We start from the raw sequence: 22,154 nt of genomic DNA on the forward strand, positions 1-22,154 counted from the left end.
TATGTGTTGTTAAAAAAGTGTGTCAAGTATTTGATTTTTAAATCTTATAGATTCAACGGAAGTGTTTATTAGCCTATTTTCTTCTATTAGTGTATCGTACTCACCTTTTAGTTTTGAAATATCTCTACTTTTAAAGTAGATTTGTTGCTGTATATATATTTTTGGAAATAGAGCCAAGCTCACAAAACTCATAAGAAGCAGTGTAAAAACTAAGTACTCAAAATCAAGTCTTTTTTTCTTGTTTAATACCTGATCAACTTCATCTAATAGTTCATGTTTATCGCTCATAATGAAATATTCTCATCTTTGCACTTCTGCTTCTTGGGTTTTCTTTTAACTCATCATCTTGCGCGGTTATAGGCTTTTTACTTAAAATTTTTCCCTTGGCATTATCTCTAGAACATGTACATCTCATAGCTTCAGCAGGACAGATGCAGTTTTTGCTCCATCTACTGTATGTTTGTTTTACTATTCTATCTTCTAATGAATGAAAAGATATGATAGCAACTATGGCATCACAAAACTCAGAATCCTCTATGCTTTGAAGAAGAGACTTCAACTCTCCTAATTCATCATTCACTTCTATGCGAATAGCCTGCATCAAAAGTGTGGCCGGATGAATCTTTTTACCATGAGGCATTAGATGTTTAGTTTTTTCACTTAACTCTTTTGCAGATGCAAATGGACGAGCATTCACTATAGCAGATGCTATCTTTTTGTAGTTTCTAAGTTCACCATATTCTAGCAAAATATTTTCAAGTTCATCAGTTGAATACTCGTTTACAACATTCTCTGCACTGAGTGTGGCTTCTTTATCCATTCTCATATCAAGGTTATCACTAGAATAAGAGAAACCTCTATCTTTTTGGTCAAGTTGAAGTGAAGAGACACCAATATCTGCTAAAACACCTCTTATTTTTTCTACTCCATACTCAGCAATAATATCTTTTATAACAGATGAAAAACGACCTTTTCTAATGCTTATTCTATCACCAAATTCTTCTAAACGTTTTGTAGAAAAATCTATCGCTGTTTGATCTTGATCTATTGCAATTAACTCAATATTTGGATTTGCTTCTAGTATCATAGAAGAGTGTCCGCCATATCCCATAGTACAATCAATAATAATACCACCATCAATATTTTTAAATGTTTCTATTACTTCTCGATATAGAACGGGAGTATGTGGGATATTTTGCAAAAGAAGCCTTTAGTTATATTAAATAGATTATACATAAACTTTGTAAATTTTAATTTTTAATAGTGTACCATTAAAGAAAAAAAGGCCACTATTTGAAAATAATCTTTTTACTTTCCCTAATATATTCATTTGTCTTAGCCAATCAAAGTCAAATTGTATTAGGTACTTTCTCAACTGAATCAACTGCTAAGAAGGTAAAGTACAGTGTAAATAAGATTATAAACAGAGATATAAAATTTAAAAACTTCTTAGATAAAAACTCACTAAAAACTGTTTCAAAAAAACATGGCAAATACTTTATAGTTACCATAGAACCATTTAGCGATGTAGTAACAATGCACTCAGTGTTAAATAAAATCAAAAAAACAAAGTTTAAAGATGCCTATGTTCTTAAACTAGGAAACAAGAAAACTCCTAAAAAAGAGAAACAAAAAGCGGCAGTTATAAAAGAACCAGAGATAATAGACGATCCTTTTTTAATGCCTGAACCAGATATAAAAAGTATTAAAGTAAAATTATTAACACAAAAAGATGCTTTAAGCCAAGAGGAACATGGAAAAAAAGATATAGAAGTAAAAGAAAAAATTATTCCAAAACAAACTAAGAAACTTAATGTCTTTAAAACTTTTATTGATGAATTTATTGTAGCTATCATTATTTTAACTCTAATCATAATCTATTTTATATTAAAAAAATCACAACTAAAGATGAAAGATAATCTTACAGATTCAACACATACCTTTAATATAGAAAAAGTACAAGAAGATTCTAATAAAAAAACTTCGCTAAAAGAAATAAAAGAAGGGATTCAAGAGCCAGAACAACCTATAATTATGCAAGAAATACCCGAGGCAATACCTTTTGATATTTTCAAAGAAGAAGATAAAGTTGATATAGCAAAAAAAGAAAAGTTCAAAAACTTTGCAGGCAAAAGAATTCTGGTTGCTGAGGACAATATAATAAACCAAAAAATTATAACAAGTCTTTTATCAAACTCTGGCATAGGAATTACAATGGCTGATGATGGTCAGTTTTTACTCGAAATTTTAGAAAAAGACAAAAACTATCATTTTATACTTATGAATGCATATATGCCAAGAGTTGACGGATTTGAAGCAACTAGAAAAATTAGAATGAATCCAAATTATAACCATATCGTTATAATTGCTCTAAACGAAGATACCACTGTTGAAGAGATTAAAAAAATGACTGAAGCAGGTATGGATAAGTATCTAAAAAAACCATTGAAAATGGAGTCTTTATATGAGATTTTATATGCGTATACTAATTCCCCTGTGATTACCTAGGTTTAAAAAAGGTTATCTGAAAGAAATAGTATAAAAAAAGAGCTGAATTTATTAAGCTCCACCAAGAGCTTTTTTCACATTCTCATCAGCCATTGTGACGTTCCATACCGGTTCCCAAACTACATCTACAACAACTTCTTTAATATTTGCCATTTTCTCTACTGACTCTTTTACCCATTGTTGTATCAGCTGGTGCATTGGACATGCTTTTGTTGAGAGAGTCATAGTAACATGAACATTACCTTCATCATCACACTTAGCATCATATATAAGTCCCATCTCAACAAGATTAAATCCTACTTCTGGATCTATTACAGTTGAAATTGCTAAAAATAATTCTTCTTTTGAGTACATATTTATTTCCTTAATTTATAATTTATCATATAAAACATATTTCTTACAAGTGCTAATGCACCAACAACTAAAAATGAAGCACCTGCTTTTATGAGAGTCTCGTTTTGAGCTAAAATAGCTACGGTTATAACAGCCACACCTATAGCACAAAATACAAACTGGGCATGAGAACTCTTTGCCGGCAACATATCTGCAAGCATTGGTACCTTTTCTTTACCAACAAGTGGAGAAAAACGTTCAAACCACACTAGAAAAGGGACTATTTTATAAATATGTCCAGTTACCGCAAAACCAATAAAACCAAAAAATATTAACCAACCACTAGCTAGTAACAGAGGCTCATAAGATACTAAAAGATACGCCACACCTAAAACTAATGATACCATCATGGAAAAATATGAATAAATCAATGAAATACTATATATATCCAACTCTTTTCTGGCTCTTGTTTTAAAAATAGTATATACCATATAAAAGTACAATAGCATAGATGCCACTGCAAAAATGTACCCTGTATAAGCAACTGCTATATACTTAGTTAACGAAGATATAACTACAAGTACAACTGAAGTACTCATAAGAGCAATAGCAACTTCTAAAGGTTTCATAGAAAAACCATGAGATAATCCAAACATAGGAAGCAGTACAACAGAGAGTCCCATTAGTGTTATAGTAATATAACCACCTATTACCAAATATACATGAGAGCGAAGAAGTGACATAATATCAACCTCAATAGTCCCTGCATATCCAAGTGCCATAACAAGCCCAAAAATAATCCCAAAAAATAAAAATGTATTTGAGATAAGAACACTACTCATGACCAGATTTAGCTTTTTAACATTTTTCATAGTTACAAAAATTTCCATAACAAAAATCATCATAGAGATAAGAACAACAGTACCTCCATAAGGAAGCAGTGCAGGATAACCAAAAAACCCGACTACCATAAGGATGGTTCCTATTCCAAGAAGTGGCCATATGGCATAAAAAAGTTCAACCGCAGCATGCCCTACTTCAAGAACAACTGGTATTAGTTGTGCCATAGCTCCAAAGATTACCATCATCACAAAACCAAGTAAATAAAGGTGAACTAAACTAAGTACTTTAGTGTCTTGTAAAAAAAGATTGTCTGATGAAAAGAAAAAAATATATATAGAAGCAAGTAAGTAAAACAGACTCCCCAAAATAAAAAATGGGGAAATAAGTTTAAAAGGTGGTGCGAACCCCTGTGAGATAGAAAACATTTTACTTTGTCATTAGTGACAAGCAGTTTGAGATAGATCTGAATCTATTCCTACGTTTACATTTGTAAATGTAACTTTAACTAAACCACCTTCTACATCCTCAACAGAGTAAGATACATCCGCCTCTAATTTACCAAATAGACCACCTGGAGATTTACTGTTAATCATAACAAGCACATTGTTTGTATTTTTAATAAGTCTTAAACCACTCATAGCATTTACCATTGGATCTGGAGGTCCACACTTTGATGTATCAAAATAGTAAGTACTTACTCCATCTTTAGCCAACTCAAAAAAATCTACAGTTGCGCCAGTTACTTCTATCTTATTTGCTTCACTTGGAATACTTGACATATACTAAATCCTTTTTTTTAATTATAAGGTTTATTCTAGTCAAGATTTATCTATATTACATTGATATGTATCAACAATGAGTCAATCTAGTCAAATTTTGTCATTTTTTATCATTTTTTATTACTTCTTATCTAATCTGACCACTTCCATATATTTTAAACTTATATGTTGTGAGTCCTTCTATTCCCATAGGTCCACGTGCATGAAGTTTGTTTGTGCTTATTCCAACCTCTGCTCCAAAACCAAAAGCTCCACCATCAGTAAAACGCGTAGATGCATTAACATAAACAGCCGCTGCATCTATAGCATTTAAAAACTCTTCTGCTGTACTTATATTCTCTGTTACTATAGACTCTGAATGACCTGAACCATATTTAACTATATGCTCAATCGCACCATCAACCCCATCTACAACTTTTATGTTTAAAATATTTGCTAAATATTCCGTATCATAATCTTCATCACTTACATTAGCGACTTTTATAATTTTTTGAGTATTTACACACCCTTTTAGTTCGGTGCCAGCCTTGTCAAATGCTTGCTTAATAAGTGGAAGTGCTTTCTCTGCTATAGCGCTATCAACAAGAAGTGTCTCCATAGCGTTACAAACACCTGGACGTTGAACTTTTGCGTTTATTGCTATTGCTATGGCATTGTCAAGTTTTGCATCTTTATCTATATATGTATGATTTTGTCCCTTATCGTGTTTTACTACACTTACAGTCGCATTTTCACTTACATATTTTATAAGCCCTGCTCCACCACGAGGAATTATAAGATCAATATATTTATCCATCTTTATAAGTTTAGCAACTCCCTCTCTTGAAGAGTCTGGGATTAGTGAAATTAACGATGGAGGCAAATCATTGCTAATTAAAACATCTTTTAAAACTTTTGCGATTGCTCTGTTTGAATGTTCTGCTTCTTTTCCGCCTTTTAGTACACATACATTTGAGCTTTTAAAACATAAAGCCGCTGTATCACTTGTAACGTTTGGGCGAGACTCATAGATAATACCGATTACACCGATTGGGATAGAAGTTTTTTCAATCTTCAATCCATCTTCAGTAATCCAACCATCAAGAACACGGCCAACTGGCTCTTTAAGTGCAGCAATCTCTTCAACTGCTACAGCCATAGCATCTACGCGAGATTCATCTAGTAATAGTCTGTCTTTTAGAGCTGATGTCAAATTATTTTTATCCGCATCTATCATATCAAGTGCATTTGCTTTTAGTAAATCTGCTGTATTGTTTCTAAGAGCCGCAGCCATTTCTTTTAAAATTCTATTTTTTTGTGCTCCACTTATAACAGAAAGAACTCGACTCGACTCTTTTGCTTCTTGTAAAAATTTTTCCATATTTATTTTTCCTTAGCTTTTTTTGTTTCAAAAATCGTACCAAACGTATGTTTTTCTTCTAAAAGAAATGATTCAGCAGCGCCTAAATCAAATCCATTAGTCAAAAACATTTTTCTATTGTTTTTAATCATAAAGTCTGCCGCTTTTAATTTTGTAACTATTCCGCCTGTTGCAAATGGGTCATTAGCCGTGCTTTTATCATTTAACTCTTCTTCTGAGAGTTCATTAACTACTTTATAGATTTTAGCATCTTTATTTTCTTTAGGGTTTTTATTATAATAACCATCAATGTCACTTAGAATGACTAAGAGTTCAGCATTAACTGCATGTGCCACATTAGCCGATAATTGATCATTATCACCAAATAGTTGTTCGGGAGTTGATGTTATATCATTTTCATTAACAATAGGTAAAATATCATTACTTAAATGAGCATCTATAATCTCTTGAAACATTTTAGTTCTTTTTCTAGAATCAAAATCATCTTCAGTCAGTAATATCTGGGCAGTGTCAATATTGTAAATATCAAATTTCTTTTTATAACTTGTCATCAAAATCGGTTGACCAGCAGCTGCTATAGCCTTTTTTCCTATCTGTTTAGTCTTATCTAATTTCAATGCTGAATATCCTGCTGCTACCGCACCAGAAGTAACTAACACAACATCATATTTGAACTTTAATTTTGCTATTAAAGTTACAAGATTTAACATTCTCTCTTTTGCGATTTCATTTTTATCTGTTAAAACTGCACTACCTACTTTTATGACTAACCTGTCCATTTTCAACCTTTAGTGTTATTTATTTAATTTAAACTGTAATTGTTGTATAGATGCTATACTAACATAAAAACTTTAAGGCACTATTATGAAAACAATAACTTTTATAGGAAACGGAAATATGGCATTGAGCATTGCCAAGGGTCTAAAAGATAATTATAAAATAGAAGTAGTTGGTAGAAATATTGAAAAACTTGATAAATTTGAAAAAGAAATAGGAACAGATGTAGATAAGTTTTTATATGATGATTTTGATCTTAGCGATAAAACTATAATGCTTTGTGTTAAACCAGCAAATGTTGAAGAAATTTCTACAAGATTAAAAGGAAAAGCAAGAGTTATCTTTTCTGTTTTAGCTGGAACGACTGTACAAAAACTTCGTCACAATCTTAAACCAGCAGCAGTAGTTAGATGTATGCCAAATCTTGCTGCTAGCATTAACAAGTCTATGACTACTTTAACTGGAGATGCTGAGTTTCAAGAAGAAGCAGAAGAGCTTTTAGGAGCCATAGGAACTACAAGATGGCTCTCTTCTGAAAAAGAGATAGATATAGCTACAGGACTTGCTGGAAGCGGTCCTGCATACTTAGCGTTAATATCTGAGGCATTAACAGATGGTGCGGTAAAACAAGGTCTAAAAAGAGATGATGCTATGATTATTATGAGAGGTCTTTTTAGTGGTTTTGGAGAATTAATCCAAGATATTCATCCTGCACTTTTAAAAGATGGTGTTATGAGTCCAGGCGGAACAACAGCCGCAGGGTATGGAGCACTTGAGGATGGAAATGTAAGAAGTGCTTGTATGGATGCAGTTGAGAGAGCTTATAAAAAAGCAACTCAACTATAATTTTACTAGAGAAACTTCAATATCTCTTCTTCTATATTCTCTTTTTCTATTATAGAATTATGAACTATTTTTTTGTTAAAAAGCTCGTTTATCATAGATGGTATCTTAACATTAGCAGTTTTTGAAATAGACTCTAACGCTACTATATCTTGTGTATCTTCTTCACCTGTTAAAGCATTTGCAATTACAGGAGAGAACTTTGTCCACTCTGCCGTTGAGTAGATGATTGTAGGGATATTTTTAGTTGCACATGACTCATAAGCTTTAAAACATGTAGCAGTGTGAGGGTCCATTAAATAACCATTGTTAAATGTATTTTTAATATACTCTTTTCCTTCTTCATCACTACAAAAATCAGCTACAAAAATCTCTTGAAGTTGAGTTAGTTCTTTGGGAGTTAGTGTGTATATTTTTTTTGTATCAAGATCATGCATTAATTCTCTTGTTCTAGCAGCTCCATAGAGTCCATAAAGAACACGCTCAACATTAGATGATTTTAGAATATCCATAGCTGGAGAAGTTGTTAAAATAAGCTCTTGGTCACGCATATCGTAAACACCTGTTTGAATCAAACGAGTTAAAATATTGTTTTCATTTGAAGCAATAATCAACTTCTCAACCGGAAGTCCCATAAGCATTGCATAGTAAGCACCAAGTACATTTCCAAAGTTTCCACTTGGAACATTTAGATAAACTTTTTCACCAACTTTAATAACATTTTGTCTTACTAATTCAAGGTAGTTATGAATATGATAAATTATTTGAAAAATAATACGTCCAAAGTTTACTGAGTTTGCAGCTGATAATGAAATATGTTTTTCATTTAGTGCAGCTTCAAAACTCTTTGAAGCTAGAAGGTTTTTAAGAGCTGATTGAGCATCATCAAAGTTGCCTTTTATACCGATAACTTTTAAGTTAGGCGCATCTTCTGTAACCATCTGTAGTCTCTGTACATCAGAAGTTCCATTTGCAGGGTAAAGACAAACAACTTGTATATTTTTCTTGTTCTTAAATGTCTCTAATGCCGCTGGACCAGTATCTCCACTTGTAGCTGCAAGTATTAAATAGTTATCATTTTTTTTCTGAGCAACTGAAGATAAGATGCTACCAAATGGTTGAAGTGCCATGTCTTTAAATGCACGAGTAGGACCATGGTAAAGCTCACTTACATAAAGATTATCTTTTACTTTTACAACGGGAACAGGGTTAGTTGAATCGTCAAACTTATCATAAAGATTAAGAGCCTCATCAATCACGCTTTGCTCAATATCTATCTCAAAACGCTTAAGTAAATCAGATGCTAATTCTTTATATGAAGAGTTTAGATGTTTGTTTAAAAATTCTTTTCCTAGTTCTGGTAGTGTCTCAGGTACATAAAGACCGCCAAAAGAGGCAATTGGGCTTAGTATTGCTTGCGAGAAAGTAACACTTGCAGGTTTCTTATCATCACATCCACGAGTTTCTTTAAAGTTCATATTTTTCTCTACTTAAATTTTTTTAAAATTATATCCAAAAAATATCTTTAATCCGAATCTCTGTCTTACTTAAAAAACGAGTATGCTTTTGCTACTAACAACTAAAAGATTTACTTCATCTTTTAGTTTTTTATTTAAAGAGTCTTTCTGGATTTATATGATAAGATTTTTGAGTAACTTCAAAGATTAATTCATCACTCACACGACCTATCGTATAACCTTTTTTTATTTTTACACCCTTTTTAATATTTGGTGAGATTTGTGTTAGATTTGCATAAATCGTATGCAGTCCATTTAGATGTTGTACAATTACTATATTGTCCAAAACAGCTGTCTTATCGGCATAGATAACTTTTCCATTAAATACAGTTTTAACTTTTGTATTCTTTTCCTTTGGTTTAAGCGAAATTGACTCATTAAAAACTTTTATACCATAAATTGGATCTGTATATGTTCCATATCTTTTCGTAATCGTATATGGAGAAAATGGAGCAATAGTTTTATCTCCAACATAGTTTTTTGTTTTTACTTTTTGGTAACTGCTACCATGTTTTTTAACTTTTGGAAGATTTCTATCAGAGACGATTCTTTTAGAATCAAAAGCTTTTCTTCTCTCTTCTTGTTCCTTAGCTTTATTAATCTCATCTATTTTTATAATGTTTAGTTTTGCCAGTGTCTTTTTAAGAAGATCCTGTTTTTTTAGAAGTTTTTTTAACTCTTTTTTATAGGAATTTTCCGCAATAGTAAGCTTTTTCAAAGCCTTCTTATTCTTTTTCTGTGTACTAAGTAGGTTTTTTCTTTTAGTATCGATATTGGCAATTTCAACTTCTAAGAAATTAGCATGAGTATTTAATATATCTATATTTTTGGAGTTGCTATAAAATTTACTATTTAACTCTTTTACTTTCTTTTTTGAGTTTTCTAGCATTACTTTTAAAACTTCAAACTCCATAAGTGACTCTTGACTGGCTGCAATCTCTTCTTCTAATATAATTGAGAGAGAGACACTTTGAGCAATAGTAAAAACAAGCTCCTCTTCTAACTTCTCTTGAATTGATTTTAGATTTGACTGAACCTTCTTTAAATCTTTAAGCTGGGTGGTATTTTCGCTATAGCTACTCTCTTTTTCACCTAGCTCTTTTTTTAGAAGGTCTAAATACTTTTGCTGTATTAGTATCTCTTTTTTTTGTTTTAAAATAGCCTTTGCAGTTTTGGCCATTTTTTTATTTATATTTGAGTAGTTCTTAGAAAAAGAGCTAAGTTTATTACTAGTTTTTTTTATATTGGCATCTACACTTGTTTTTGCAAATAAAATAGCAGATACCAAGATTAAAATCAAAAATAGACGAATCATACCTCTTCTTTATGTCCCAAAACTATTAAAGATGCAAGTAAAATAGATAATATAATTGCGGCACCAAAAAGAAGTGCTGAATCATTTACGATATCATATATTACAATATCAATTCCAATGTTGTTAAACTGTGCTTTTACAAATGTAGATGAAGAAATATAGATAAAGAGTCCAAATGCCAAAAGACTAGCAATTATTGCATCTACAATAGAGAGTCTAAACAATACAGCAGAACGAAGCCATACCGGTGCACCAAACAGCCCCATTATACTCATACGTTCACTATGTTTAAACTGCCATATGCGAAGTTCTTTAAATATAAGTAGAGTTGTTACAACAAATACGACTACAGCAAATAAAGAGACAACACTTTTAAAAAGCAATAACAGCTTATATGTTGTGTCATGATTATGAGAAAAATCTTCAACTTTTATAATTGACTTATTTTTCAGCAAATCTTTTCTCAATTTTTTTATCTGTTTTGGGCTGGGATAATATTTAAGACTTAGTTTATAAAATTTTGGAAGAGTAAGTTTTAGTAGTTCTGTATTTTTTGCGCTTATTCCGCTGTTTAATCTTTTTATTACACTGTCTGCAGACAATTCATTTACATCAGCAATGATATCATTTATACCAAGAACAGTTTTGTTATCTAAGGTACTTTTACTCACAATTATTACTGCATAGTTATTAGATAAGTTTTCTTTGTAAGCTTCTATCGACCTGTCTACAATAATAAATATTTGAATTGAAAAAAGTATACTAAGAAGTGCAACAACTAAAGAGAGGTGATTTTTAAATGACTTCATGCACGCTCCCATACTCAATATTATAATGTTTATAGTCGACATTCATTGTTTGAGGGATGTTGTGAGTAACAACTATTACAGTTGTCTTTAGTTGCTCGTTTGCGCCTTCTAAAAGGTTCCAAATAAGCTGAGATGAGTAGTCATCCAAGTTACCGGTAGGCTCATCAGCAAGAATAAGGATTGGATTGTGTGCTAATGCTCTAGCCATTGCAACCCTTTGCTGTTCACCACCACTTAGTTCAAGTGGATATTTACCGGCTTGGTGTTTTAATCGAACATGCTTTAAAAGAGAATCAACCTGATTTTGAGTTACACTTTTTTCATACCCGTTAATAATAAGAGGAAGCATAATATTTTTCTCAATTGTCCATTCTTTTACAAGTTTGTAATCTTGAAAAACTATGCCAACATGTCTTCTTAAAAAGTTTAGCTTAGAAGTAGTAACACCTCTAAGTTCCACACCTCCGACTATTAGACTTCCTTGTTTAGGTTTTAAAGCACCATAAAGAGATTTCAAAATAGTTGATTTTCCACTACCACTAGCACCTGTTATAAATACAAAACTACCAGAATCAATAGAGAAAGTTGCTTTATTGATGATTGTCTCATTATTTGAATATGATAGTGATAAATCTTCTGCCATTATTACCTTATCCATTAAATACCTCGTCTAAATATTTATGTGCTAAGAGATTACTCTTTGATTTTAATGGAAGAGTTGGATAATAAGAAGCTGTTTTATCTCTAAGAACAACATAAAGATGCTCGGGTCTGTCAAAGCTTCCAAGTGAAATGCGAAGCATTACTCCATCATCCAACTTATAAACTCTCTCAAAGTGAATAAATCCACCATCAAACCTTTTTGTAACACTATGAAGTTCTATTAGTTTTTCATCCGATAAACCAACTTTAGAGAATTCAAAACTACCCTCTAAATTTAGTTTATCAGACTCTTCTTCATTTATCATAGTTACATCATAAATGTTCTTCTGCATTTTTTTCCATCTATCTTCATACTTTGAACTTATTGCTATATCTTTGTTTTTGTTGATATGTAAAATAGTTTTTTGAAAGTTTATAAAAGTCTCATAAGAGTAAGCATAATAGTTTTCACTATCTGTACGAAGTTCAAGTCTTCCATCTACTTTTAAAACTCTTCTAGCTTCTTCTATAAAAGTAGTAGATATTACTCTACGATGTGGTTTTTTATCCCATGGTACTGGGAAGTGTACGTATATCTTACCTACAATATTTGAAGGAACTAGCTCCATAAATAGTCTTGCATCGTAATCTAGAACCAGTAAATTTCCTATGTTTTGAATGCTAACTTGTTTTAAAACCTGCTCTATTGAAGGTCTGTGAATTTCAATACCTATAAATAAAATATTTGGATTCTCTATAGCTTGATGTATTAGATGCCTACCTGAACCAAAACCTACTTCGACTCTTATCTCTTTAGCCTCGGGGAAGTTGTCTGCAAAGAAACTTATATGCTTTAGTGCTGTTGCCTCTTCTAGGTGGATATTTTTTTGTTTTTGAGGAACATTTGAAGATATTACATTAAGCTTGGCAAAGTCTGCATAAGCAAGCAGTGCTTTATGAACACTATGTATAGATGCAGGTCTTGTTAACTTATCTGTTTTTAAAAGGTTTTTATTCTCTTCTTTTTTTACGAGTAGAAAAAAATCATCTTCTTCTACACTAACTGAAATAAGAGTTTCATCACTATGCTTTGCATTATTAGCAATAAAGTTAAATGAAACTTCATTATATTTTTGAGGAAAGTTTATCTCTTTAAACTCTTGGATATGTAAGTGTGGCATTTATCCCCGTTTTAGTTAAAATCTTGTGTAGGTATGATTACTTCTACTTTTTTATTTTGAGTCTTCTTAAAAGTCTCTTGTGGAGCTTCCTTTTTTACATTATTAGCAACAGTGTTTGGAGTTGTAATCTCTATCTCGATGCTAGGATTTGATTTTATCCCAAATTGATCAATAGCAAATACTTGATAATAATATGTAATATTTGGTCCAATTTCAGCATCTATGAATTTTTTACCTTTTATATCAATAAATTCTTCATCTTTAGCATCAAACCAACCTGTCTTAGCCTTCTTTATTACTGAATATTTTTTAGCCCTCTTATCTTTGTTTGCCCATTTTATCTCTATTATATTATTAATAACTTTAACTTCTAACAGTACTGGTGTCTCAGGTTTCATGAGAGTTAAACCCTGAATTGAGACTTTATCATGAATACTTTCTAGTCCATTTTTCTCAATTGCACTAACTCTATAATAGTACTCTTTTGCATCTTCTTCGACTATATCTGTAAATGTTGGATTGTTAAGTCTTGCAATAAGTTCATAAGTTCCATCAGATTTATCAGATCTATAAAGATGGTAATGACTAAAATCTTCAGTATTTGACTTCTCCCAATTTATCTCTATTCTTCTAGGTAAGTCTGTTGTTGCTACGATATGTTTGATAGAAACAGGAAGCGCTTTTGTTACTACTTGAACAATTTCACTTGGAGTTGATATTATACCGTCATACGTAACTACTCGAACACGGTATTTATATACAAATTGATCTTTAAGATCAACATCAATAAATTCTGCATTGAGTCTACCATCAACAGTAGCTATCTTGTTCCACGTATCTTCTTCTAGCGTTCTTCTCTCAATAATGTATGACTTAACTTTTTGATTTGAATGAGGTCTCCAGATGATTTTTGCAGTTCTTGGCATATTTTGTAGACTTTGAATCCAAACAACTGACTGCAAAACAGGAAGAGAATTTATTACTTTTGTCTCACTCATTTGAGATTCTGCTTCTTTGGAAAAAGTTTTAAAACTATATGCGTAGGCTGCATCTGGCTTTATCCCAGTATCAAGATAGTGAGTTGTAAATCGGTTATTTATTGTCTTATAGTGAGAAAGATTACTTCCATCTTCACTCATAGCTTGCTTATAAATATAGATGCCATTAACTCTCTCATCTTCTATAGCGCTCCACTCAAATGCTACAGCATTCATGTCTACAAAAGTTCCTCTCTCTGTCAGTTTTACAATTGGTAGTGTTTTATCTATTGTGACTTGATCTGCCGGTTGTGGAGAATTTCCTACACAACCACTAAGAATCAGTAGGGAAGCCGCGCAAAATGTTGCTAATGTCCATAACTTCATTAATTTGCTCCATATCAAATTTTTTATCTAAATATTCTTTCATAGTCTCATCAAGAGATGCAACAAAAGAGAGTTTTTCTTTGCTCGTTGGATGAACAAAATATATTATGTAAGCGTGTAGCAAAATTCGTTCCGATTTCTCTTGCTTAGGGCTTAACGCATAGATGTGATCACCAATGATATGACGGTTCATACTCTCTAAATGAACACGAATTTGATGAGTACGTCCAGTGAAGAGTTTACATGCTACAAGTTGCCCTCTTTCATCATTTGAAAGTAGCAAAAATTTAAACATTGTTTTTGCATATTTTGTTTTACCATCGTTGGTACAAGTCATCTTCAATCTATTATGTGGACTTCTGCCAATATTTTGCTCAATTATAGTGAGTTCATCTTTTAGGGGTGGATTTAAAACTGCTAGATAGTATCTTCCCATACTTTTATCTTGAAGTTGTTGTGATAAAAACTCATGAGCTTCATTGTTTTTTGCAACAACCATAGTCCCACTTGTACCCTTGTCGAGTCTGTGAACTATCCCGTGTCTTTCTTCTCCGCTTATATTTGAGAGTCTGATTCCCTTATGTTTAAGCCAGTCAACTAAAGTTGCTTCTTTTACACTTGGTGCAGGATGTACAGTAACGCCACTTGGTTTATTAATTACAAGTACATCATCATCTTCATAAAGTATCTCAACATCAAAGTCAATATCAAGAGCTGGAGACTCTTTAGGTTCTGGAAAGTTTACTTTTACGTTTTGTAGTGCTTTTAGTTTTACTCCTGGACGAGTAACTTTTTTTTCTTCTACTTCAACACAGCCGTGTTTTATTAAAGATGCTATTTGTGAGCGTGTTTGCCCAATTTGAGATGCTAAAAATGTGTCTAATCTCTCTGGATTATCACATACATAGCTTATTATATCGCTCATTATGTCCCTTTTAGACGAAATATTTTTGTAACATAAAATAGTTTCACTAATTTTTGTGATACAATTTTAAAAAAATTATTGGAGTTACAAATTTGTGGAGATTTGATAAGCGTATTCTAGCACAATTTGACTTCTTTTCTATTATCTTAATTATCCCACTTGTATTTACTTCACACTGGCTTATCGGCGAAGTTGTTCCGGCTCTTGCACAAAAACAAAATGCCTATGTCGGAATAGCCGTTATTGCATTCTTATTTGTGTTTTTACTACCTATTCGTAGAATGAGTTGGCTTATCCCTATGATATATTGGGCAAATATTGGACTTTTACTCGCAGTTGAGTTTTTTGGACATTCAAGATTGGGTGCACAAAGATGGATAGATATTCCATTTATCAACGCTACTATTCAACCATCTGAGTTTGTAAAACCTGCACTCATACTAATGCTGGCTTATCTTATTCACAAAAATCCACCACCAACAAATGGATACAGAATTGGTGAATTTTTAAAAATTAGTTTTTATATACTTCTTCCCTTTGTTTTAATTGTTAAAGAACCCGATTTAGGAACAGCCCTTGTATTATTACTTATTGGCTATGGAGTCCTTTTCTTTATTGGAGTTTATTGGAAAATATGGATGGCTATTGCAGTTGCCATATTACTTTTTTCTCCTCTGGTATATAAGTTTGGCTTGCATGACTATCAAAAACTAAGAATCAACGACTTTTTAAGCGAAAAACCATCTTATCACGTGCAACAGTCCATTATTGCTATTGGTTCTGGAGGGCTTACAGGAAAGTCAAAAGATGAAGCTACACAAACTCAAATGAGATTTTTACCTATTGCTACAAGTGATTTTATCTTTGCATTTCTTGTTGAGAGAAGTGGTTTTTTAGGTGCCCTTGCGATCATTTTAGTATATGTTATGCTTATTTTGCATCTAATGAGTCTTAGCGTCTACAATACTGACTACTATATTAAGGTAGTCACCATATCAATATCATTTATGATATTTATTTATATGGGTGTAAATATATCTATGACTATAGGCTATGCTCCTGTTGTTGGTGTTCCTCTACCCATGTTTAGCTATGGAGGAAGTAGTTTTATAAACTTTATAATTCTATTTGCAATTATGCAAAATCTTATTACGTTTAGATATAAAGATATGTATGAAGTCAGAGGTACGAAAAGCTTTTTGTAATGAAGTGTGTGGGCTAAAAGTTTCGGTGTAAATTATTAAAAAGAAGTGGCGCGGTGGACGAGACTCGAACTCGCGACCCCCTGCGTGACAGGCAGGTATTCTAACCAACTGAACTACCACCGCGCATAAAAATAAAAATCAATTTTGTATTAGTTGTGCTTAAAGCTTTGGTAAAATGTACTTAAGTACATGAATCAAAGTTTTGAGTGCAAATAATCAAAAAATGGTGGGCACTACTGGACTCGAACCAGTGACATCTACCTTGTAAGGGTAGCGCTCTACCAACTGAGCTAAGCGCCCATTTTAAGACTTTGTATAACACCAAATAAAAAGTGGCGACCCCTAAAGGATTTGAACCTCTGTCCCTACCATGAAGTGATAGTGTCCTTGGCCACTAGACGAAAGGGTCACTTTCATAAACAAAAGGTTTGTAATGGTGGGCACTACTGGACTCGAACCAGTGACATCTACCTTGTAAGGGTAGCGCTCTACCAACTGAGCTAAGCGCCCATCAAGCTTAAAAATTACATATAAAAATTGCACCAGTGCAATGAGCTTTACGCTGAGTAAAACATAGCGTTAGCGTAGTGAAACGGACTTTGTTCGTTTCGCGTATTTATAATGTTATGGCGCGGTGGACGAGACTCGAACTCGCGACCCCCTGCGTGACAGGCAGGTATTCTAACCAACTGAACTACCACCGCACAAATATTTTTTAGTTTAAAATGGTGTCCTGTGATGGATTCGAACCATCGGCCACATCATTAAAAGTGACGTGCTCTACCAGCTGAGCTAACAAGACTTATTTCTCTTATTCTTAAGAGGTCGAAATTATAGACAAATAGATTTTAGATGTCAAGATATTTTCATGCAAATTTAGAAAAAGGTCTCTTTATCGATTAAAATAAGCATTTTTATCGCAAAAAGTACACTCTGACGTTGAATATAATTCCTATCTCCATCTAATTTTAGGTGCATCTCTGAATGATGAGTCTTAGAACTTGCTCCAACATATACAGTTCCAATCGGTTTAAATTCAGTTCCACCAGTATCTCCTGCTATGCCACTGATAGAGAGTGCATAATCTGCACTGCTTACATTTAGCGCTCCCTCACACATCTCTTTGACAACTTCTGCGCTTACTGCTCCAAACGTTTCTAGTGAGTCATGCTCTACCGCAAGCCAATTTTCTTTTATGGTGTTTGAGTATGTTACAAGTGAGCCATTGAGTATTTTTGAAGCACCGTTTTCTTTTGTAAAGCAATAAGTAAGAAGTCCACCGCTACAGCTCTCAGCAAATGTAATAGTTTTTTGGTTTCTTGATAATGTCTCTATAATATACTGAATTATATTTGAAGCGGCAATCAGATTTCTTGGTAGTAGTTGTTTAGAAGAGTTAATAAACTTAGATATGTTCCCATACTTTTTACTGACAATATCTACTCTAAGCCAACCATCTATAAGAGTCATTATATCTATCTTTACATCAAAAGTCTGAGCAATAGGAGTAAGCATAGTTAAAGCACCATCTTTAGCATAATCAAATATATGCATGACAGCCTTATTCTCTTCAAAATGAAGTAAAATCTCAGGCATCTCTTGCATTTCATCTATATGTAATACATTTGTTATAGAATCTTTATATTCTAAAAGGTAACTTCTATCTTCAAAAACAGAACTATTTGATGGAATAAGCATATTATCTTTAAGAACTTGATTATCGCTTGTAACAGTACAAATTACTTTTCCTATAGTTGAAAAGTTATGTTTTGTAGTTACAATCATTAGCTTATCAGATGAGTTAAGCTCTTTTTCTAAATATAAAAAAAGTGAATTATCACTCTCCTTAAAATATGTTATTGAATCAATAAAATCAGTTTTTTGTCTAATTTTCCTAATAATATATTCTTGTAAAGATGTGTTATAGAAAAATTTATTACCAATAAATAAAAGATGCGTCCTCATGTCTAAACAGCCTTCTAAAGCAAATTTTTGTTGGCTTATTATAGCACCATTATCCCATTTTAAAGAAGGTTTTAAACACATAATGGATATAATCCAAAAATTTTAAACACTTTTGAGGTACAGATGGACTACAAAGAGACACTACTTTTACCTACTACAAACTTTGCCATGAGAGGCAATCTAATAAACAATGAACCTAAACGTTATGCTTCGTGGGATGAGAACAAAATCTACGAAAAGATGAAAGCTAACCGTAAGGGTGCCCCGAGCTTTACTCTTCATGATGGACCTCCTTATGCAAATGGAAATATTCATGTTGGACACGCACTAAATAAAATTGTTAAAGATATTATAGTCAAGCAAAACTATTTTAATGGCAAATCTGTTCGTTTTACTCCGGGTTGGGATTGTCATGGTCTTCCAATAGAGCAACAGGTTGAAAAAAAACTTGGCGGTAAAAAGAAAAAAGAACTTTTAGAGATTACAAAAGTAAGAGAACTTTGTCGTGCTCACGCTGCAAAATTTGTTGATATCCAAAAAGGTGAGTTTAAGCAGTTAGGTATTATTGCTGATTGGGAAAACCCTTATGTAACTATGGACTACAAATTTGAGGCAAACATCTACCGTACACTTTGTGGTGTTGCTAAAAAAGGTCTTCTTATTGAGAGAAGCAAACCTGTTTACTGGTCATGGGCTGAGAGAACTGCTCTAGCAGAAGCTGAAGTTGAATATGAAGATAAAGAGTCTCACTCTATCTACGTAGCCTTTGAGTTAAGTGATGAGGCAAAAGCTAAAGCGGACATTGAGGGTAAAGCTTCTATCGTAATCTGGACAACCACTCCTTGGACACTTCCATCAAATACTGGTATATCTTTGCATCCTGAAGAAAAATATGTTCTTACTACAGATGGTTATATCGTAGCAAAGGCTCTTTTTGAATCACTATTAGAATTAGGTGTAGTTAAAGGCGAGATTGAAAAAGATATAGAAGCTAAAATATTTGAGAAACAAGTTGCAATCAACCCTCTAAATGGCAGAACTTCAAAAATCGTTTTAGGCGATCATGTACTAATGGATAGCGGTACAGGAGGTGTTCATACAGCTCCTGGTCATGGTGAAGATGATTACCGTGTTGGACTAAAGTATGACTTAGAAGTTATTATGCCTGTTGATGAGACTGGATGTTTTGATGAGACTGTTGTTAAAGAAAAACTTCTTCCAAACCCCCAAGAGTTTGTTGGTCAACTAATTTTCAAATGTAATGACAGAATCTTAGAGCTTTTAGGTGATGCCTTGCTTTATGACACTAAATTTACTCACTCATATCCACATTGTTGGAGATCTCATACTCCTCTAATCTTTAGAGCAACTAAACAGTGGTTTATCTCTGTGGATGAAAAACCAGAAGGACAAGACAAAACGCTTAGAAATATAGCTTTAAGTGAAATAGAGAAGACTCTTTTTGTACCTGAGACGGGAAGAAGAAGACTTACTTCTATGGTTGAAAACCGTCCTGACTGGTGTATCTCTCGTCAGCGTGACTGGGGTGTTCCTATCGCATTTTTCAGAGTAAAAGCAACTGGTGAAGTTATCTTTGATGAGAAAGTTCTAAACTATGTAGCTATGATTTTTGAGATGCAAGGTAGTGACGCTTGGTACTCCATGCCAATCGAAAGCCTTCTTTATCCCGGTGCCGGTTACAAAGCAGACGAACTGGAAAAAGTAACTGATATCTTAGATGTATGGTTTGACAGTGGTTCAACTTGGAACTCAGTTCTAAAATCTCGTAACTATGACGCTGGTGAGTATCCGGCAGATGTATATTTTGAAGGAAGTGATCAGCATCGCGGATGGTTTCAGTCATCTCTATTTTTATCTTGTGCGGTTGAGCATAAAGCACCATATAAGACTGTAATCACACACGGATTTACAAATGATGCAAATGGTCAAAAAATGTCAAAATCTAAAGGTAATGTTATCTTACCTGATAAAATAATAAAACAGTATGGTTCAGAAATTCTTCGACTATGGGTAGCTATGACTGACTACCAGAATGACCAAAGAATATCAGACAATGTATTAAAACAAATAAGTGAAAACTACCGTAAACTAAGAAATACTTTTAGAATTATGCTTGCAAATATCAATGATTTGGAGACTCTAACTCCTTACAGTGAGATGGGAGAGTTAGATAAGTGGATTTTAAATGTTTCTAGCAAGACATTTAGCGAGATACATAAATCATTTACTGAGTATAACTTTGTTAATGGTATGAGCACACTAAACAACTTCATTGCTAATGAGTTAAGCGGTATGTATATCGATATGACAAAAGATTCTCTTTATTGTAACGCTAAGACTGATAAGAGAAGAATGGCATCTCAGAGTGCGATGGTTATCATCACTAAATCTCTGCTTCTTTTAATGGCTCCTATTTTAACTTATACAGCAGATGAAATCGTAGAAAATGCTCCTGATATCATCAAAGGTGACGCAGAAAATATTTTTGATATGACTTATGAAGAGATTCAAACTGGTGAATCTACTTTTAATGCAGCGTATATGACTAAAGCAAGAGAAGGTTTTGGAACAATAGTAGATGCTCTTAAAAAAGAGAAAATCATCAAAAGTACTTTAGAGTTAGTTATCTCGACTGATTCTGAGATAGCACTTGCAATAGACAGTATAGATGCCGAAGACTGGTTTGTTGTTTCATCTGTTTCAGAAGCTGGGTCAGGCGAAGAACTAGGTAGTTTTAAAGTCGATGAAGATACATTTACAATCTTAAAAGCAACTGCTCACAAATGTCCTAGATGTTGGAAGTACCAAGCAACTAGTGAAGACTCAACCTGTGAGAGATGTGCAAGAGTTGTAAATGCCTAATTTTGCAGAGCCTATTTCGGCTACATTTATCGCAGTTAGCGTAGCTGTGATATTTGCTCTTGTCGCTGTTGGGATACTGTTAGTAAAAAAATTCAAATAACTAAAAATCTAATGGGCTAATTACCTTTAGCCCTCTTTAGCTCAGCAACTACATATAAACAAATCATAGTATATTCGATGCCTTTCATAGTTCCTATTTTAAACATAACAATTATATTTTCACTAAAAAGTAAAAAAAATATTAAATTAATATTATTATTAATTATATTATAATTAATAATATTGACATGTTAACTGGTATTTTTGTATACTATTTGTATAGCAAATCAACTAAAAAGGAGCATTTAGGATTAGAAAGGAAATTGTGTCTTTACGGAAGAATAGAAGACTTACCAATATTATTAAAAAGGAAAATATCATGAGTATAAAAGATTCTTTCTTAAAAAAGAAAGCTGTTAAAACATTTACAGATGAAAGTCAGATGAGTTACGAGTTTAAAAACGAACTTGGATCGATAATGACAATAGAGTTTCCTAATGGTGGTGGACTTGTTACAGGTACATATAAAAGTGGGGTTAATGATACAACTACTTATCCATTAACTGGTTTTGTATCATCCAATATTATTACATTTACCGTGAGTTTTACAAATGACGGAAGTATTTCTGCTTGGGCTGGTCAAGCCATATGGAACGCATCTACTAGTGTCTGGGAAATACACACACTATGGCATCTTGTAGAACCAACTTCTCCTTCTGATATGTGGGAAAGTACCCTCGCCGGTAGCGATATTTTTACACAAATCACTTAACTTATCCAGATGCATATATAGAGTTAAAAAACTCTTAGGAGAAATAGTTTGCCATGCGGTTACAACTATTTTTCTGATTAAATGTTATATTATA

20 protein-coding genes and 6 tRNA genes are annotated in these 22,154 nt (G+C 32.9%); 5 read left to right on the forward strand and 21 right to left on the reverse strand.

What is annotated here, in order from left to right:
* Positions 1-9: 9 nt before the first annotated feature.
* Both ACLHDE_RS10075 and rsmH read right to left on the reverse strand, forming a co-directional pair.
* Positions 10-288 (reverse strand): hypothetical protein, encoded by a 279-nt coding sequence (locus ACLHDE_RS10075; protein ID WP_415396293.1) that lies wholly within the window; start codon positions 286-288, stop codon positions 10-12.
* Positions 278-1,201 carry a 16S rRNA (cytosine(1402)-N(4))-methyltransferase RsmH gene (gene rsmH, locus ACLHDE_RS10080; RefSeq protein ID WP_415396294.1) on the reverse strand — a complete coding sequence of 308 codons (924 nt, stop codon included), beginning with the start codon at positions 1,199-1,201 and terminating at the stop codon, positions 278-280. The genes ACLHDE_RS10075 and rsmH overlap by 11 nt, the downstream gene beginning before the upstream one ends.
* A 92-nt stretch (positions 1,202-1,293) precedes the next feature.
* Between rsmH and ACLHDE_RS10085 the strand changes: the two genes are divergently transcribed.
* Positions 1,294-2,508, forward strand: a complete 1,215-nt coding sequence (locus ACLHDE_RS10085; RefSeq protein ID WP_415396295.1) for a response regulator — start codon at positions 1,294-1,296, stop codon at positions 2,506-2,508.
* Positions 2,509-2,559: 51 nt separating this feature from the next.
* Here the strand turns inward: ACLHDE_RS10085 and ACLHDE_RS10090 are convergent, their stop codons facing one another.
* The 5 genes from ACLHDE_RS10090 to proB form a co-directional block, all read right to left on the reverse strand.
* Positions 2,560-2,862 (reverse strand): metal-sulfur cluster assembly factor, encoded by a 303-nt coding sequence (locus ACLHDE_RS10090; RefSeq protein ID WP_415396296.1) that lies wholly within the window; start codon positions 2,860-2,862, stop codon positions 2,560-2,562.
* A gap of 2 nt (positions 2,863-2,864) precedes the next feature.
* Positions 2,865-3,908: a hypothetical protein gene (locus ACLHDE_RS10095; RefSeq protein ID WP_415396297.1), complete on the reverse strand. Its 1,044-nt coding sequence runs from the start codon at positions 3,906-3,908 to the stop codon at positions 2,865-2,867.
* A 213-nt stretch (positions 3,909-4,121) separates the two neighbouring features.
* The gene (locus ACLHDE_RS10100; protein WP_415396298.1) at positions 4,122-4,463 is read right to left on the reverse strand and encodes a hypothetical protein; all 342 of its coding nucleotides are present in this window, start codon (positions 4,461-4,463) and stop codon (positions 4,122-4,124) included.
* A gap of 127 nt (positions 4,464-4,590) precedes the next feature.
* On the reverse strand, positions 4,591-5,823 hold the full coding sequence (locus ACLHDE_RS10105; protein ID WP_415396299.1) for a glutamate-5-semialdehyde dehydrogenase: 1,233 nt from the start codon (positions 5,821-5,823) through the stop codon (positions 4,591-4,593).
* A 2-nt stretch (positions 5,824-5,825) separates the two neighbouring features.
* Positions 5,826-6,602 (reverse strand): glutamate 5-kinase, encoded by a 777-nt coding sequence (gene proB / locus ACLHDE_RS10110; protein ID WP_415396300.1) that lies wholly within the window; start codon positions 6,600-6,602, stop codon positions 5,826-5,828.
* An 85-nt stretch (positions 6,603-6,687) separates the two neighbouring features.
* Between proB and ACLHDE_RS10115 the strand changes: the two genes are divergently transcribed.
* Positions 6,688-7,446 (forward strand): pyrroline-5-carboxylate reductase, encoded by a 759-nt coding sequence (locus tag ACLHDE_RS10115; RefSeq protein WP_415396301.1) that lies wholly within the window; start codon positions 6,688-6,690, stop codon positions 7,444-7,446.
* A 5-nt stretch (positions 7,447-7,451) separates the two neighbouring features.
* Here the strand turns inward: ACLHDE_RS10115 and thrC are convergent, their stop codons facing one another.
* The 7 genes from thrC to ACLHDE_RS10150 all read right to left on the reverse strand — a co-directional run bounded on the left by thrC (position 7,452) and on the right by ACLHDE_RS10150 (position 15,196).
* Positions 7,452-8,921, reverse strand: a complete 1,470-nt coding sequence (thrC, locus tag ACLHDE_RS10120) for a threonine synthase (protein ID WP_415396302.1) — start codon at positions 8,919-8,921, stop codon at positions 7,452-7,454.
* Positions 8,922-9,051: 130 nt separating this feature from the next.
* Positions 9,052-10,275, reverse strand: coding sequence for a murein hydrolase activator EnvC family protein (locus ACLHDE_RS10125; RefSeq protein ID WP_415396303.1), 1,224 nt, complete (start codon positions 10,273-10,275; stop codon positions 9,052-9,054).
* Entirely contained in the window at positions 10,272-11,084 is an 813-nt protein-coding gene (locus ACLHDE_RS10130; protein ID WP_415396304.1) for a cell division protein FtsX, read from the reverse strand. The genes ACLHDE_RS10125 and ACLHDE_RS10130 overlap by 4 nt, the downstream gene beginning before the upstream one ends.
* Entirely contained in the window at positions 11,071-11,742 is a 672-nt protein-coding gene (locus ACLHDE_RS10135; protein WP_415396305.1) for a cell division ATP-binding protein FtsE, read from the reverse strand. Before ACLHDE_RS10135 ends, ACLHDE_RS10130 begins: the two co-directional genes overlap by 14 nt.
* Entirely contained in the window at positions 11,735-12,907 is a 1,173-nt protein-coding gene (gene trmB / locus ACLHDE_RS10140) for a tRNA (guanosine(46)-N7)-methyltransferase TrmB (RefSeq protein WP_415396306.1), read from the reverse strand. The genes ACLHDE_RS10135 and trmB overlap by 8 nt, the downstream gene beginning before the upstream one ends.
* A gap of 11 nt (positions 12,908-12,918) precedes the next feature.
* Complete coding sequence (locus ACLHDE_RS10145) at positions 12,919-14,271, reverse strand: fibronectin type III domain-containing protein (protein WP_415396307.1); 1,353 nt, start codon at positions 14,269-14,271, stop codon at positions 12,919-12,921.
* Positions 14,219-15,196, reverse strand: coding sequence for an RluA family pseudouridine synthase (locus tag ACLHDE_RS10150; RefSeq protein WP_415396308.1), 978 nt, complete (start codon positions 15,194-15,196; stop codon positions 14,219-14,221). Before ACLHDE_RS10150 ends, ACLHDE_RS10145 begins: the two co-directional genes overlap by 53 nt.
* 92 nt (positions 15,197-15,288) lie before the next feature.
* On the opposite strand from ACLHDE_RS10150, the gene ACLHDE_RS10155 reads away from it, so the two are divergent.
* Positions 15,289-16,401 carry an FtsW/RodA/SpoVE family cell cycle protein gene (locus ACLHDE_RS10155; RefSeq protein WP_415396309.1) on the forward strand — a complete coding sequence of 371 codons (1,113 nt, stop codon included), beginning with the start codon at positions 15,289-15,291 and terminating at the stop codon, positions 16,399-16,401.
* 46 nt (positions 16,402-16,447) lie between these two features.
* Here ACLHDE_RS10155 and ACLHDE_RS10160 read toward each other — a convergent pair.
* From ACLHDE_RS10160 to ACLHDE_RS10190, 7 genes are all read right to left on the reverse strand, one after another.
* A tRNA-Asp gene (locus tag ACLHDE_RS10160) sits at positions 16,448-16,524 on the reverse strand.
* 101 nt (positions 16,525-16,625) lie between these two features.
* A tRNA-Val gene (locus tag ACLHDE_RS10165) sits at positions 16,626-16,701 on the reverse strand.
* 33 nt (positions 16,702-16,734) lie between these two features.
* A tRNA-Glu gene (locus ACLHDE_RS10170) sits at positions 16,735-16,810 on the reverse strand.
* A gap of 25 nt (positions 16,811-16,835) precedes the next feature.
* Positions 16,836-16,911 (reverse strand) — tRNA-Val (locus ACLHDE_RS10175).
* Positions 16,912-17,028: 117 nt separating this feature from the next.
* Positions 17,029-17,105, reverse strand: a tRNA-Asp gene (locus ACLHDE_RS10180).
* A gap of 22 nt (positions 17,106-17,127) precedes the next feature.
* Positions 17,128-17,203 (reverse strand) — tRNA-Lys (locus ACLHDE_RS10185).
* Positions 17,204-17,277: 74 nt separating this feature from the next.
* Complete coding sequence (locus ACLHDE_RS10190; protein WP_415396310.1) at positions 17,278-18,447, reverse strand: CinA family protein; 1,170 nt, start codon at positions 18,445-18,447, stop codon at positions 17,278-17,280.
* Positions 18,448-18,489: 42 nt separating this feature from the next.
* Between ACLHDE_RS10190 and ileS the strand changes: the two genes are divergently transcribed.
* Both ileS and ACLHDE_RS10200 read left to right on the forward strand, forming a co-directional pair.
* Complete coding sequence (ileS, locus tag ACLHDE_RS10195) at positions 18,490-21,249, forward strand: isoleucine--tRNA ligase (RefSeq protein ID WP_415396311.1); 2,760 nt, start codon at positions 18,490-18,492, stop codon at positions 21,247-21,249.
* Between the two features lie 418 nt (positions 21,250-21,667).
* Positions 21,668-22,060 carry an avidin/streptavidin family protein gene (locus tag ACLHDE_RS10200; protein ID WP_415396312.1) on the forward strand — a complete coding sequence of 131 codons (393 nt, stop codon included), beginning with the start codon at positions 21,668-21,670 and terminating at the stop codon, positions 22,058-22,060.
* Positions 22,061-22,154: the final 94 nt, after the last annotated feature.

The organism is Sulfurimonas iocasae, assembly GCF_047716755.1.
Taxonomy (GTDB): Bacteria; Campylobacterota; Campylobacteria; order Campylobacterales; family Sulfurimonadaceae; genus Sulfurimonas.